This is a genomic window from Streptomyces yangpuensis (assembly GCF_024666385.1).
In the GTDB taxonomy this organism is placed as follows: Bacteria; Actinomycetota; Actinomycetes; order Streptomycetales; family Streptomycetaceae; genus Streptomyces; species Streptomyces yangpuensis.
This window is the reverse complement of sequence record NZ_CP102514.1, coordinates 5,591,455-5,605,720: the sequence shown is the minus strand read 5'-3', so window position 1 is coordinate 5,605,720 and position 14,266 is coordinate 5,591,455. Positions and strand designations below refer to the sequence as shown.

The window sequence follows — 14,266 nt, the reverse complement described above, 5'->3', positions numbered from 1 at the left end:
TCAGACCGCTCCGGCGCCGGTCAGCGAACGGACCTCCGTCTCCGCGTGCTTCGCCTCGTCCGGTTCCTCGCCCGAGGTGACCGTGCCCAGCCAGCCGGCCAGGAAGCCCAGCGGGATCGAGACGATCCCCGGGTTCTGCAGCGGGAAGAGATGGAAGTCCACCCCTGGGAACAGCGACTCCGGGCTGCCCGACACCACGGGCGAGACCAGCACGAGCAGCACTGCCGGGACCAGGCCCCCGTACACCGACCAGACGGCTCCCCGTGTGGTGAAACCGCGCCAGAAGAGCGAGTACAGCAGCACCGGCAGGTTGGCCGAGGCGGCCACCGCGAAGGCCAGTCCCACCAGGAACGCCACGTTCAGGTCCTGGGCGAGCAGGCCGAGGGCGATGGCCACCGCCCCGATGCCGACGGCCGCGGCCCGGGCCACCGAGACCTCGCTGCGCTGCCTGGCGTGCCTGCGCTTGAGGGAGGCGTACAGGTCGTGTGCGACGGAGGCGGACGAGGCGAGGGTGATACCGGCCACCACGGCCAGGATGGTGGCGAAGGCGATGGCGGCGACGAAGGCGAACAGCACGGCGCCACCGGTGGTTTCGGCGCCTCCGCCGAGGTAGGCCGCGAGCAACGGCACGGCCGTGTTCCCCGACGCGTTGGAGGCCCGTACCTCGTCCGGACCGACCAGGGCCGCCGCTCCGAAGCCGAGCACGATGGTCATCAGGTAGAAACCGCCGATCAGCGCGATCGCCCACACCACCGAGCGGCGGGCCGCGCGGGCGGTGGGCACGGTGTAGAAGCGCGACAGGATGTGCGGCAGTCCGGCGGTCCCCAGGACCAGCGCGAGACCGAGGCTGATGAAGTCGAAGCGGGCGGTCCAGTCCCCGCCGTACTTGAGGCCGGGGCTCAGGAAGTCGAGCCCGTACCCGCTGCGTTCGGCGGCGGTGGTGAGCAGCCGGTCGAAGTCACCGTGGAAGCGCAGCAGCACGAGCACGGTCAGGGTGATCGCACCGCCCATCAGCAGCACGGCCTTCACGATCTGGATCCACGTGGTGGCCCGCATGCCGCCGAAGGTCACATAGACCACCATCAGGGCACCCACTCCGATCACGGTGAGGGTCCGCACCGCGGCGCTCGAGTTGCCCAGCAGCAGCCCGACCAGGCTGCCCGCTCCGACCATCTGCGCGACGAGGTAGAGGACCGAGACGACGACCGAGGAAGTACCGGCGGCGATCCGTACCGGGCGCTCGCTCATCCGGGCGGCGACCACGTCGGCGAGGGTGAAGCGCCCGCAGTTGCGGACCAGTTCGGCGACGAGGAACAGCACCACCAGCCAGGCGACGAGGAACCCCACCGAGTAGAGCAGGCCGTCGTAGCCGAAGAGGGCGATCAGGCCGGAGATGCCCAGGAACGAAGCGGCGGACATGTAGTCGCCCGCGATGGCGAAACCGTTCTCCATCGGCGAGAAGAGTCTCCCGCCGGCGTAGAACTCCTCGGCCGAGCCGCGCCGGTTGCGGCTGACCCAGGTGGTGATGCCCAGGGTCACCGCGATGAACAGGCTGAACAGCATCAGCGCCAGGGTCTGGTGCTCGGAGGTCACCGGCCCGCCCTCCTCGCCCGGTTGCGGTCCTGGCCGCGCTCCTGCTCGAACACCGTCCAGCGCAGGTCCAGCGCGGCCCGGTCCCGGCGGAGCCGGGCGTGCCGGGCGTAGGCCCAGGTGAGCAGGAAGGTGCTGAGGAACTGGCCGAGCCCAGCCAGCATGGCCACGTTGACCGCGCCCAGGACGGGCCGGGCCATCAGACCGGGTGCGGCCGTCGCGGCGACGACGTAGGCGACGTACCAGAGGAGGAACCCGGCGGTCGCGGGGACGACGAACCGGCGATATCGGCTGCGGACCTCCTGGAAGGCGGCGCTGCGCTGCACTTCCAGGTAGATGTCGGATGCGCCGGGCGCCGGAGGGCCGGCAACGGCCGGACGCGGCGGGGACGGCTCCTCGCCCTCGCCCCAGCCGACGGCCAGCGCGTCGTACCAGGGGTCGTCCAGCCGGATCGTTCCGGCATCACGACCGTCGTGCTTGTCCACCGAACTCTCCTTGTCCGCTGCCGCATTGGCCGCGTGCCCACAAGGATGTGCGGTATGGACGGTTTCCGGACTGGTGTACCGGCGCTCTTCACTCCAACAGGTGATGGGGCGAAGGGCACCGGTATGCCGTGGCGCCCGCCCGTGTCAGGCGTCGCGGGCCACCGGTGCCCTTCGGCTCAGGCGTCGATGCGCGAGCGGTCCAGCGTCGCCGCGGAGCTCGTGATGAACTCCTTGCGCGGCGCCACCTCATTGCCCATGAGCAGGTCGAAGACCTGCTCGGCCGAGTCCAGGTCGCCGATGTTGATCCGGCGCAGCGTACGGAAGCGGGGGTCCATGGTGGTCTCCGCCAGCTGGTCCGCGTCCATCTCGCCGAGGCCCTTGTAGCGCTGGATCGAGTCCTTGTACCGGATGTTCTTGCGCTGGTACTCCAGAAGGGTCTGGCGCAGCTCGTTGTCCGAATACGTGTAGACGTACTTGTCCTGGCCCCTCTTCGGCTGGACCAGCTCGATCCGGTGCAGCGGGGGCACGGCCGCGAAGACCCGGCCGGCCTCGACCATCGGCCGCATGTACCGCTGGAAGAGCGTGAGCAGCAGGCAGCGGATGTGCGCGCCGTCCACGTCGGCGTCGACGAGCAGCACGATCTTGCCGTAGCGGGCCGCGTCGATGTCGAAGGTCCGGCCCGAGCCGGCCCCTATGACCTGGATGATCGCCCCGCACTCGGCGTTCTTGAGCATGTCCGAGACGGAGGACTTCTGGACGTTGAGGATCTTGCCGCGGATCGGCAGGAGCGCCTGGAATTCGGAGTTCCGGGCGAGCTTCGCGGTGCCGAGCGCGGAGTCGCCCTCGACGATGAAGAGCTCGCTGCGGTCCACGTCGTCGCTGCGGCAGTCGGCCAGCTTGGCCGGGAGCGAAGAGGTCTCCAGCGCGGTCTTGCGGCGCTGCGCCTCCTTGTGCTGGCGGGCCGCGATCCGGGTCCGGGCGGCCGCGACGATCTTCTCCATCACGGCGCGGGCCTGCTGCTTGTCGTCGCGCTTCGTCGAGGTCAGGAAGGCCTTGAGCTCCTTGGCGACCACCGCGGCGACGACCCGGGTGGCGGCGGAGGTACCGAGCACCTCCTTGGTCTGGCCCTCGAACTGCGGCTCGGCGAGGCGGACGGTGACGACGGCCGTCATGCCCTCCATCGCGTCGTCCTTGACCACGTCGTCCTCGGCGACGCGCAGCAGCTTGGCCGAGCGCAGCACCTCGTTGACGGTCTTGGTCACGGAGCGTTCGAAGCCGGTGACGTGGGTGCCGCCCTTGGGGGTGGCGATGATGTTCACGAAGGACTTGAGGTTGGTCTCGTAGCCCGTGCCCCAGCGCAGCGCGATGTCCACGCCGAGCTCGCGGGTGACCTCGGTGGGGGTCATGTGGCCGCGGTCGTCGAGGACCGGGACGGTCTCCTTGAACGTGCCCGATCCCGTCAGCCGCAGCACGTCGCAGGCGGCCTTGTCCTGGGCGAGGTACTCGCAGAACTCGCTGATGCCGCCGTCGAAGCGGAAGGTCTCCTCGGTCTTGCCGGCCCCGTCGATGGCCCGCTCGTCGCGGACGACCAGGGTCAGGCCGGGGACGAGGAAGGCGGTCTGGCGGGCGCGCTGGTAGAGCGTCTCCAGGCTCAGACGGGCGTCCTTGAGGAAGATCTGGCGGTCGGCCCAGTACCGGACCCTGGTACCGGTCTTGCCCTTGGCGATGCGCTTGACCTTGCGGAGGCCGTTCGCCGGGTCGAAGGGGCTGTCGGGGCCCTGCTCGGTGAAGAGGCCGGGGACACCGCGGCGGAAGCTGATGGCGTGGGTGGAGCTGCCCCGGTCGACCTCGACGTCCAGACGGGCGGAGAGGGCGTTGACCACCGAGGCGCCGACGCCGTGCAGGCCGCCGGAGGCCGCGTAGGAGCCGCCGCCGAACTTTCCGCCGGCGTGCAGCTTGGTCATGACGACCTCGACGCCGGACAGGCCGGTCTTGGGCTCGACGTCCACGGGGATGCCGCGGCCGTTGTCCCTGACCTCGACCGAGGAGTCCTCGTGGAGGATCACTTCGATGTGGTCGCAGTACCCGCCCAGGGCCTCGTCGACGGAATTGTCGATGATCTCCCACAGGCAGTGCATGAGGCCCCGGCTGTCGGTCGAGCCGATATACATGCCGGGGCGCTTGCGGACGGCCTCAAGCCCTTCGAGGACGAGCAGGTGCCGCGCGGTGTAGTTGGAACCGTCCCGGTCTGCTCCGGACAGCAGCGCGCTGGAAGGCACGGACGTGTCGGCGGTCACGCAGTTCGCTCCTCGCTGAATTTCTTTTCTGGCCCGGTCGGGCGCAGGGGTGGCTCGGGTGCCCGTCGAAGGGTACCGAGGCCAGGTAGAGCCGATGCAACGCCACCCTCGCCCCATCTTCACCCTAGTCCAGATCCGCACGGCTGTTCGATCCCCCGGGCGGGTGAAGGAAACATCACGTTCCCTTCCGCGCATGAACCATTTAGGGTTCGGGCACGTCCTCATGAACAACCTGGCACTCACGCCGGGGAGGATGGAACTGCAACAAGCGCACGAGTGACAACGCGAAACCGTAAAGCAACGCAATACGGCTCCTTCGCCGCCAACCGGCAACAGCCGGCCAGCTTCGGAAGGAAGTTTCGAGGAAAAGCCGCGAGCGGGAACGTTTTCGGCCTGGTTGGATGTTGACCCTGGTACGACAGCTCGTCGAGCTAGAGAAGAGGCGACGTGACTACTGTTCTGACACCCGCGACCCCGCTGACGGCCGCTGACCGATGCGACCGTTGCGGCGCCCAGGCATATCTGCGCGTCGTCCTGCTGAGCGGCGGTGAACTGCTCTTCTGCGCCCACCACGGGCGCAAGTTCGAGCCGGAACTCAAGAAGATCGCCGCGGAAATACAGGATGAGACCGAGCGGCTCACGTCCGCTCCGGCTGCCCACGCCGAACCCGAGGACCGCTGACACACAGGCCGAACCTCGCATCCGACGAGCCAGGACCGGCCAGGCCGGTCGACGGGCGGCACCCCTGAGACCCAGGGGTGCCGCCCGTCCTCATGTCCACCACCGGTCGCCCCTAGTCGGCGCGATGCCCCTGTACGGACCCTGCCCGGGCCCCGGAGGTCCTCCCGGGTGCCCACCCGGCGTTCCGGACCCCGCGCGGCTGCGCGGCCCTCTCCGGGGCCGTCACGAAGCCGGCGAGGGGAGCGATACGCGTGTACACGCCCGGGCTGTCGGCGCGGCCGCAGCCCCGGCCCCACGAGACGAGGCCGATGAGCCTCCCCTGCGCGACCAGCGGTCCGCCGCTGTCGCCCTGGCAGGCGTCCTTGCCGCCCCCGCCGTCCCCCGCGCACACCATGGATTCGGCCCGGTACTGTCCGTCCGCGTCGCCGGGGTAGGCGCGCCCGCAGACCTCGTCCGCCAGCACGGTGACGCGCGCCGCACGCAGGGCGTACGCATAGTCACCGAAGCCACTGGTGTCGCCCCAGCCGTACACGTCCGCCGCGGTGCCCGCCTCGTACGCGGGGTGCCCTGCTTCCGCCATGGGGAGCACGTGGTCCGCCGGTACGGCCTCCGCCAGCTCCAGCACGGCGAGGTCCCCGGCGTTGCTCTGCGGGTCGTAGTCGGGGTTCACCCGCGCACCCCGCACCGCGATCTCCCGGCCGTCGGCCGCCCGAAGCTCCGTACGGCCGGCGATCACCCGGAAATCGGACACTGATTCGACCGGGCCGCCGAGCACCTGCCGGCCCAGGCAGTGCGCCGCGGTGACCACCTTGGTCGGGGCGACGACGACACCCCCGCAGAACTGCCCGTCCCGCGTACCCCCGAACCGGTCACGGCTGGCCAGGGCCACGACCCAGGGGCTGTCGGCCACCTTCACCGGCTTCCCGCCGATCACCACGCTGTCCGCGGCCGCCTGGGGCATCTGGGCGAGCGGCGCCGCGGCCGCTCCCGCCGCCAGGGTCAGCGCGCCCGCCAGGACACGGGCAAAGGGACGACGCATGAGGCCTCCTGACTCCGAGTGTGCATGACTCCACCCAGAGTGGGATGCCAAGTGGCCGAGCGCACCCGCGCGGCCACCGCCGCGGCAGCCGACCCCGGCCTCGGCGCCTTCGCCCGAGGCCCGGCGGCCCGCTCAGTCCAGGTAGTCGCGCAGCACCTGGGAGCGGGAGGGGTGGCGCAGCTTCGACATCGTCTTCGACTCGATCTGGCGGATCCGCTCACGCGTGACCCCGTAGACCTTGCCAATCTCGTCGAGGGTCTTGGGCTGGCCGTCCGTGAGACCGAAGCGCATCGAGACGACGCCGGCCTCGCGCTCGCTCAGGGTGTCGAGCACCGAGTGGAGCTGTTCCTGCAGGAGCGTGAAACTCACGGCGTCGGCAGGGACGACGGCCTCGGAGTCCTCGATGAGGTCACCGAACTCGCTGTCGCCGTCCTCGCCGAGGGGCGTGTGCAGGGAGATCGGCTCGCGGCCGTACTTCTGGACCTCGATGACCTTCTCGGGGGTCATGTCGAGTTCCTTGGCCAGCTCCTCCGGGGTGGGCTCGCGGCCCAGGTCCTGGAGCATCTGGCGCTGCACGCGGGCGAGCTTGTTGATGACCTCGACCATGTGGACGGGGATGCGGATGGTGCGGGCCTGGTCCGCCATGGCGCGGGTGATCGCCTGGCGGATCCACCACGTCGCGTAGGTCGAGAACTTGTAGCCCTTGGTGTAGTCGAACTTCTCGACCGCGCGGATGAGGCCCAGGTTGCCCTCCTGAATCAGGTCCAGGAAGAGCATGCCGCGGCCGGTGTAGCGCTTGGCGAGGGAGACCACGAGGCGGAGGTTGGCCTCCAGCAGGTGGTTCTTCGCGCGGCGGCCGTCCTCGGCAATGATCTCCAGCTCGCGCTTGAGCTTCGGTGCCAGCTTGTCGGAGTTCGCCAGCTTGTCCTCGGCGAACAGGCCCGCCTCGATCCGCTTGGCGAGTTCGACCTCCTGCTCGGCGTTGAGGAGGGGGACCTTGCCGATCTGCTTGAGGTAGTCCTTGACCGGGTCGGCGGTGGCACCGGCCACCACGACCTGCTGGGCCGGGGCGTCGTCCTCGTCGTCCGAGATGACGAAGCCCTTGTTCTCCCCGCCCTCGTCCTCTTCTTCGCTCTCGGCCTTGACCGCGTCGGGCCCCTCGTCCGGGTTCTCGTCCTCGCCGGCCTCGTCGGCGTCCTTCTTGGCCGCGGTCTTCTTCGCCGCCGTCTTCTTCGCTGCGGCCTTCTTGGCGGGCGCGGCCTTCTTCGCGGCCGTCTTCTTCGCCGCCGCCTTCTTGGCCACGGGCTCCGCCGCGGCCTCCTGGACGAGGTCGTCCGGCGTCTGCGGGTCCACCGCCCCGGCCGCCGGGACCGCGGGGGCCGCTGGCTGCGCCGCCGTCGTCCCGGCCGCCGTCTTCCTGACGGGCTCGGTGGCCGTCCGCTTGGCCGGGCTCTTCGCTGCGACGCTCTTGCGGGTGGCGCGCTTGGGCGACTCCGCGGCACTGACCATCAGCGTCACACCCTCTTCCTCGAGGATCTGGTTGAGGCTGCGCAGAACATTCTTCCACTGGGTCGCAGGAATCTGGTCAGCCTCGAAGGCCCGACGCACGTCATCGCCGGCGATCTGCCCCTCGGCCTTGCCCCGCTCGATGAGCGCCATCACAGACTCGGAATCGGCGATCTCCGGCGGGAGCGTACGGGATGTGCTGGCCGACACGAACAACCTCTCGGAACGATGGGAACGGCTTCCGACCCCGGGCCTGGTGGTGCTGGACCGGAGCCGACGACCACCGACCGGGGATGGGCCGGCGGCGCGGGCAGGGGCCGGGGAGCTGCACAGCACCCCCAAGGGCTGCTGTCTTCCCTCCGTCGGCCATCACCTCTTAAGTCATCGCGCGTCCTCGCGGAGCGTTACGCCCAATCTTCGTGGCCCGAGTCACACCCCGTATGCGCGAGCGCCGGTCATACGGTCACACCCGCACGGTCGCGGAGGGGCCGCGGCGGCTCCGGAGGGAGATCCGGAGGAGGCCCGTACGCCGGTGTCGCCGGGCCCGGCCGGGCCCGGCGACGTGTCGTACACCCCCGCGCGCCCGCCCGTCAGTGCTCGCGCGGGGCGGGAACCACGCGCTCGACCTCCGGATGAACCGTCAGAAGCTGGCGCATCGCGTTTTCGGCGCCCGTCGCGTCACCGGCGGCAAGGGCCTCGACCATCCGTGCGTGGTGCGCGACGCAGGTCTCGCTCGGGCGGTCGCACGAGGTCATCGGGCTGCCGGAGACCTGCAGGGCGGCCGAGACGATGCCGGAGAGGTGCTCCAGCATGCGGTTGCCGGCGACCTGGATGAGGAGTGCGTGGAACTCGTTGTCGGCGCGCGCGAAGGTGATCGAGTCCCCCTGGCCGAGGGCGTGCCCCATGATCTCGACCATGTCGGCCAGGCGCTGCTGGACGTCCGGGCGGCCGTGGCCGGCGGCGAGGCGGGCGGCGAGCGGTTCGATCGTCCAGCGCAGCTCGCCGAGCTCACGGCGCTGGTCGTCGCGCTGGGGCCCGAAGGCGCGCCACTCGATGATGTCGGGGTCGAGCAGGTTCCAGTCGGCGACGGGGCGGACCCGGGTGCCCACGTTGGGGCGGGCGCTGACGAGGCCCTTGGCCTCCAGGACCCGCAGCGATTCGCGGACGACCGTGCGGGAGACCTCGAAGCGCTGGCCGATCTCCTCGGGGACCAGCGGGCGGTCCGCACCGAGATCGCCGGAGACGATCATCTGGCCGAGCTGCTGGACGAGTTGGCCGTGCAGCCCACGGCCGCGGCTGCCTGCCGCGCGGCGGCCGACCCGGCTCAACTCGACGTCGGCGCCGTCCCAGTGGGGTGGTCCGACGCGGTCGGACCCGGGGGCCTCCGCGTAGGGGTAGCGGTCGAGTTCGCCCGCGCCGGCGAGGCCGGAGTCGGCATGGCGGGCGGCGGTCATCATGGTGTGCGCAAGGGTACTCACGAATCCTTTGTCGGTCGTGCCTCCATGACCCTTGAGGTCTTTGGTGAAAAGCACACGAAAGGGTGATCGGTGCCACCTACGCAATTGACGACTTATCGTAAAGAACCGGGCCTATTGCGGGGAGTTGCGGTCCGCTTGACGCGACATGGACGACAACGGTCCCGTCCGTGACCGCTCCGGCGTCGGAACGATCACCAACGGACCCTGCTGCGCAGTCCGGTGAACCCATAGGCGCACAACAGGACCATCAGCGACAACAGCAGGGCGGTCGCCACGGGTTGGGTCATCACCCGGAGGGCCCCCACCAGCAGCCGGTCCGCCTCCGGCGGCCACTGCACCCAGGACAGGCCCCGCAGCCGGGAGGCCAGTCCGGTCACCGGGTACGCGGATGAGCCCTCCAGCGCCTCGCGCACCAGCGGAACCACTCCCACGGGCACGGCGAGCACCGCCGCCAGTCCCGCGGTGGCGGACCGGAAGACGCCGGAGGCCAGTACGCCGGCCCAGGCGCAGCCGATCAGCAGGCCGGCCCAACTCGCCGCCGGGGAGAGCCACTCCGCCGGGGCCCGCAGGGGGCCGCTGTCGAAGACGAGAGCCAGGGCGGCGGCGTCGGCCGCGACCACCGCGACGCCCAGCAACAGAGCGAGGGCGGCGCAGACACCGAGCTTCGCGGTGAGCAGCCCCAGCCGGCGGGGCACAGTGCCCCGGTCGGCGGCGAGGGCGGGGTAGCGGTACTCCTCGCCGAAGGCCAGGGCGCCGAGCAGTCCCGCGCCCAGGGCGGCGGGGGGCAGCGGCAGCAGCTCGGGCCAGGCCGCGAGCAGCCTGGCCTGCGGCGTCTGTCCGGCCCGGGCCAGTACCAGGGCGGTGAGGACGGAGACCACGAGCACGAGGGCGGCGGTGAGTGCGGGGGTGGCGGTGCCGAACACGCGGAGCAGCTCGTAGCGCAGGGGCCGCAGCGGCCCGCCCACGCGCCGCACGGCCGAGACGGGGCCCTGGGAGCGGGCGCGCCGGGAACGGCCGCCGGAGTCACCGGAGGCTTCGGCACGCTCCGGCGCGGCGCCGGTCCCGGTGGCGGCCACGGCCCTGGCGTGCGGGACGGGCGAGGCCGGCGCGCCGGCGTCGCCGGTCTCGTCGGCGAGCTGGTGGACCAGTACGCCGTGGCGGAACGCGGCCTCGCCCACCTCGGCGCAGTTGCTTCCGTACACCGACAGGCGGCTGCCGCTCTCCTCGACGATCTCCACCGCGCGCTGGGCGGCGCGGGCTTCCCTGCCCAGTACGTCGGCCAGCCGGGCGGCGTGCGGGGTCCGCACGGCGACCCTGGGCCTCAGCCGGGTGCGCGCGAACTCCGCGGCCTCCTGGTCGGCCACGAGGCGGCCCGCCTCGATGCTGACGACGCGGTCGGCGCTCCGGGCCGCCTCCTTGGCGTCGGCGGTGGTGAAGAGCACGGCTCCGCCGAGGGAGGCGTGGCCGCGCAGGAGCCCGTACAGCCAGCCGCGTTCCCGCGGGGAGAGGCCCGCGGCGGGCTCGTCGAGGAGCAGGGTGCAGGGATCGCCGAGCAGGGCCGAGGCGAGGGCGACCCTGCGCTCCATGCCGAGCGACAGCGAGCCGAGGCGCTCGTCGCGCAGGCCTGCGATACCGACGACCTCGAGCATGGTGTCGGCCCGGGAGGCGGGCACCCCGGCGGCGGCGCAGAGCATCCGCAGCTGGTTGCGGACGGACCGCGCCGGGTTGCCGGGGACGTCTCCGAGCACCACTCCGACCTCACGGCCGGGGTGCGGGATCCGGTGCAGCGGACGGCCGCGGAAGTAGGTGACGCCGCGGCCCGGTTCGAGTTCGAGCATGAGCCGCAGGGCGGTCGTCTTGCCCGATCCCGGCTCGCCGAGCAGGGCGGTCACATGCCCCGGGCGGGCCTCGAAGGTGAGGTCGTCCACAAGGGGCGGGGCGTCGGAACGTGGTTTGCTGGTGAGTCCGATGGCCTGGAGCATCGCTTCTCTCGCGGGGGGTGAGACCGCTCAGCGGCAGAGTGAGTACCCCAAGCAAGATAACGCGATATGTCCGATTTTCGGCGCAACCGGTCCGACGGAATGCCGATCGTTGCGTCGGGTTCACCCTCACTCGGAAGCCCGCCCCCGGCCGGAGGCCCGCACTCGGGCAGGGGCCGGGTTCGGTCGTCCGCCGGTGCGGGACCGGCGGTGCGTGCGCCGCGGCGTCAGACCTCCGGGCGCAGCATCGGCGGGTTGAGCAGGGTCGCCCCGCCGGCCCGGAACAGCTGGGCCGGACGCCCGCCCTGACGGGTCGTCGTTCCGCCGGCCGGCACCAGGAAGCCGGGGGTGCCGGTGACCTTGCGGTGGAAGTTGCGCGGATCCAGGGCCACCCCCCACACGGCCTCGTACACCCTGCGCAGTTCCCCGACGGTGAACTCGGGCGGGCAGAAGGCCGTGGCCAGGGAGGAGTACTCGATTTTCGAGCGGGCCCGCTCCACCCCGTCGGCGAGGATCTGCGCGTGGTCGAAGGCGAGCCCTGCGGAGCCTTCGTCGCCGAGGGCCAGCAGCTCGTCGACGGGGGCCCAGCGCGCGCTGTTGGCATCGCCGCCGGCCCGGGGGGCCGGAAGGTCCGGAGCCAGCACCAGATGCGCCACGCTGACGACCCGCATGCGCGGATCCCGCTTCGGGTCACCGTAGGTGGCCAGCTGTTCGAGGTGCGCTCCGTTGCCCGCGCCCGGCATGGCGGGGTCGTGCGCGCACAGGCCGGTTTCCTCGGAGAGCTCCCGGGCGGCGGCGGCCGCGAGATCCTCCTCGTCGCGGACGAATCCGCCGGGCAGCGCCCAGCGCCCCTGGAACGGCTGCTCACCCCGCCGGACGACCAACGCGCAGAGCGCGTGGCGCCGCACGGTGAGCACGACCAGGTCGACGGTGACTGCGAAGGGCGGATAGGCCGACGGGTCGTAGGGCGACATGCCGCGATCATAGTCGTCTGCCTGACGATAAACAGCGCTTTGGCGCCCTTGGAGACAATGACCTGCAGGCCGACGGCTGTGCCGGGCCGGCGCGGCCCGCGATGTGCGCGGTCCGCGAGCCCCGGCCGGAACGTCACAGCTCGCACGGAGCCCGGCCCCGGCGCCCGCCTACCCACCCAGTTGGAGCGCATCCGCGGCCTCCTCCACCATGCCGAGGCCGAATCGGCTGACCCGGACGGCGAAGGGCTCCCCCGCCACCCGCAGACCCGCGAGCCGGATCGCGCCGAGGGGGGCGCCGGGCAGCGGTACGAGGGCGACGGTGCCCGCGGGGGCGTCCGGACGGATTCCGGCGAGGGCGGTCAGTGCGTGGATCCCCGCCGCCGCGGCCACGGCGGCCGGGCGGCAGGCCGCCGGGTGCGGGACGGGAACGCTGCCGGCGGTGCGCTGCTCGGCGGCGAACATCTCCGGCAGCCGGTACCCGAAGGCTTCCGCCGCGTCCAGGAGGCCTCTGAGCAGGCCTGCCGCCTCCCTCTCGAAACCCGCCGCGGCCAGGCCGGACACGGCTACGGCGCTCTCGTACGCCCGTACCGCGCCCGAGCGGTGGCCGAAGGGGTTGTGTCCGGGCTCCTTGAGGGCCATGCTCCGCAGTCCCCATCCGCAGTCCATGGCGGGGGCGCCGAACAGCCGGGCCAGTTGCTCGGTCCGGGGCCGGTCGAGGAGCCCGGGGGCGAGCCGGCCGCCGCCGATCAGCCCGGTGTCGAGCAGGTGGGAGGCGGCCCCGGTCAGTCGCGGCAGCGGCCGTCCGTCGGGGTGCAGGGCGGCAGCCGGACGGCCGCCGTCCGGGCCGTCGATCCAGAACCTCTCCCGGAATCGCTCGCGCAGCGCGGCCGCCCGCTCCCGCCACTCCTCGGCGCCGGGTCGTCCGCATCCGGCGAGAAGGTCCGCGCCGAGTACGGCGGCCCGGTGGGCGTGGGCCTGGGTCTCACAGCGCCGGGGACCGGGGTCGGGATCGGCCAGGAAGCCGTCCTTGCCGAAGGCGCCGCGCAGCCAGTCGAGGCACCGTTCGGCCGCCGGCAGCAGCCGGGCGACCTCCTCCTCCGCCATGCCCCACAGGCGGGCTTCGGCGAGCACCGCCGGAAAGGCGAGGGTCGCCTCGGTGCCGGTGCAGGCCGGCGGCAGCTGGGGGCCCGCTCCGCGCAGGGGCCCCGGGATCCTTCCGGCGTCGGCCCGGCGCCCCTCGGCCTGTGTCCGGGCGAGGATGCGCAGGGTGGCGGCGGCGAGCCCGGTCCCCAGTGGCATGGCCATACGGGCGGCCCAGAGCGACTCCGCCGGCGCCAGCCCGAGCCGCCAGGGCACCCCCGCCACCGCGAAGACGTCGCCGGGCTGCTCGGGGTCCCGCGAGAGGAGGGCGCCCAGGTCCTCGACGCTGGCGCGGAACCATGCCTCGGTCCTCGGGTCGTCCCCTTCGGCCCGGCCGTCGGCCAGCGGGTTCGCCACTTGGCCGACGGGGGCCCGCACCACCCGGTCCTGTGCGGTCCGCAGCTCGATGGTGCGGGATTCACCCGGGCCCAGTTCGAGTTGCCAGCGCAGCAGCCCGGCCGAGGCCACGGCGTCGTCGGGTGCGGGCTCCGCCGTGGTGACGGCCTGTGCTCCGCCGGTGCTCCAGCGCAGACCGGCGGCGTGCACCCCGGCGGGCAGCTCCGGCCCGGCGCGGCCGGCGGCCACCGCGGCCAGCTCCGCCAGGTCGGTGCCGAGCAGCACCTCCACGGGGAGGCGTACCGGCCGGGGCGAGAAGCTGCGCAGGGTGATCCGTTCGGTGCCGTCGGCGTGGCGGACCCGCTCCACGCCGATGTCCGGGTCGGGGCCGGGCTCGGCGCCGGTACGCACGGTCGCGGTGAAGGCGGCACGGTCCGCTCCGAGGCTGCGCCCCTGGAGGGCGACCGGTTCCCGGCCGCCGACACGCAGCACACAGCGGGAAAGGAGCCGGCGCCCGGAGCGGTAGAACCCGTCGATCCCCCGCCCGGTCAGCTGGCCGTGCTCCGGCGAGATGACCAGACAGGGAGCGGCGACGCAGACAACGGCGCCGTGCACGGGCGGCAGCTCGGGCCTGCGGGCCGCGGGCACGCCGGCTGGGCGGGGAGGTGCGGGGTGAGACATGTGTCGCCTTGTCTGCGCTCCGGTGGGTTCAGCTGGGCGGTGGCGCGGCCGGGGCGGCACCTCCCCCCCAGCTGAACGCC

The 14,266-nt window shown here is 72.3% G+C and carries 10 protein-coding genes; 1 reads left to right on the top strand and 9 read right to left on the bottom strand.

Annotation, left to right across the window (positions count from 1 at the left end; genetic code table 11):
• The 3 genes from NRK68_RS25685 to NRK68_RS25675 form a co-directional block, all read right to left on the bottom strand.
• Complete coding sequence (locus NRK68_RS25685; protein WP_183068253.1) at nucleotides 1-1,593, bottom strand: monocarboxylic acid transporter; 1,593 nt, start codon at nucleotides 1,591-1,593, stop codon at nucleotides 1-3.
• Nucleotides 1,590-2,075, bottom strand: a complete 486-nt coding sequence (locus NRK68_RS25680; protein WP_183068252.1) for a DUF485 domain-containing protein — start codon at nucleotides 2,073-2,075, stop codon at nucleotides 1,590-1,592. Before NRK68_RS25680 ends, NRK68_RS25685 begins: the two co-directional genes overlap by 4 nt.
• Nucleotides 2,076-2,251: 176 nt before the next feature.
• A complete protein-coding gene (locus tag NRK68_RS25675) occupies nucleotides 2,252-4,372 on the bottom strand; it encodes a DNA gyrase/topoisomerase IV subunit B (RefSeq protein WP_183068251.1) in 2,121 nt (706 codons plus the stop codon).
• A gap of 447 nt (nucleotides 4,373-4,819) precedes the next feature.
• Here NRK68_RS25675 and NRK68_RS25670 point away from each other — a divergent pair, with 447 nt between their 5' ends.
• Nucleotides 4,820-5,053 carry a DUF7455 domain-containing protein gene (locus NRK68_RS25670; protein WP_030028922.1) on the top strand — a complete coding sequence of 78 codons (234 nt, stop codon included), beginning with the start codon at nucleotides 4,820-4,822 and terminating at the stop codon, nucleotides 5,051-5,053.
• 112 nt (nucleotides 5,054-5,165) lie between these two features.
• Here NRK68_RS25670 and NRK68_RS25665 read toward each other — a convergent pair whose 3' ends face one another.
• The 6 genes from NRK68_RS25665 to NRK68_RS25640 all read right to left on the bottom strand — a co-directional run bounded on the left by NRK68_RS25665 (nucleotide 5,166) and on the right by NRK68_RS25640 (nucleotide 14,186).
• Complete coding sequence (locus NRK68_RS25665; protein WP_257856852.1) at nucleotides 5,166-6,092, bottom strand: S1 family peptidase; 927 nt, start codon at nucleotides 6,090-6,092, stop codon at nucleotides 5,166-5,168.
• A 132-nt stretch (nucleotides 6,093-6,224) separates the two neighbouring features.
• Entirely contained in the window at nucleotides 6,225-7,808 is a 1,584-nt protein-coding gene (locus NRK68_RS25660; RefSeq protein WP_257856850.1) for an RNA polymerase sigma factor, read from the bottom strand.
• A 380-nt stretch (nucleotides 7,809-8,188) separates the two neighbouring features.
• Complete coding sequence (locus NRK68_RS25655) at nucleotides 8,189-9,130, bottom strand: FadR/GntR family transcriptional regulator (RefSeq protein WP_308296282.1); 942 nt, start codon at nucleotides 9,128-9,130, stop codon at nucleotides 8,189-8,191.
• Nucleotides 9,131-9,267: 137 nt separating this feature from the next.
• Nucleotides 9,268-11,058, bottom strand: coding sequence for an ATP-binding cassette domain-containing protein (locus NRK68_RS25650; RefSeq protein WP_183068248.1), 1,791 nt, complete (start codon nucleotides 11,056-11,058; stop codon nucleotides 9,268-9,270).
• Nucleotides 11,059-11,282: 224 nt separating this feature from the next.
• The gene (locus tag NRK68_RS25645) at nucleotides 11,283-12,029 is read right to left on the bottom strand and encodes an NUDIX hydrolase (RefSeq protein ID WP_046779647.1); all 747 of its coding nucleotides are present in this window, start codon (nucleotides 12,027-12,029) and stop codon (nucleotides 11,283-11,285) included.
• A 168-nt stretch (nucleotides 12,030-12,197) separates the two neighbouring features.
• On the bottom strand, nucleotides 12,198-14,186 hold the full coding sequence (locus NRK68_RS25640) for an amylo-alpha-1,6-glucosidase (RefSeq protein ID WP_257856847.1): 1,989 nt from the start codon (nucleotides 14,184-14,186) through the stop codon (nucleotides 12,198-12,200).
• Between the last annotated feature and the right edge of the window lie 80 nt (nucleotides 14,187-14,266).

Excerpts from the sequence above, each read along its gene's own strand:
- NRK68_RS25645 (WP_046779647.1), bottom strand. The coding sequence starts at position 12,029 with ATGTCGCCCTACGACCCGTCGGCCTATCCGCCCTTCGCAGTCACCGTC.
- NRK68_RS25640 (WP_257856847.1), bottom strand. The coding sequence starts at position 14,186 with ATGTCTCACCCCGCACCTCCCCGCCCAGCCGGCGTGCCCGCGGCCCGC.
- NRK68_RS25650 (WP_183068248.1), bottom strand. The coding sequence starts at position 11,058 with ATGCTCCAGGCCATCGGACTCACCAGCAAACCACGTTCCGACGCCCCG.
- NRK68_RS25665 (WP_257856852.1), bottom strand. The coding sequence starts at position 6,092 with ATGCGTCGTCCCTTTGCCCGTGTCCTGGCGGGCGCGCTGACCCTGGCG.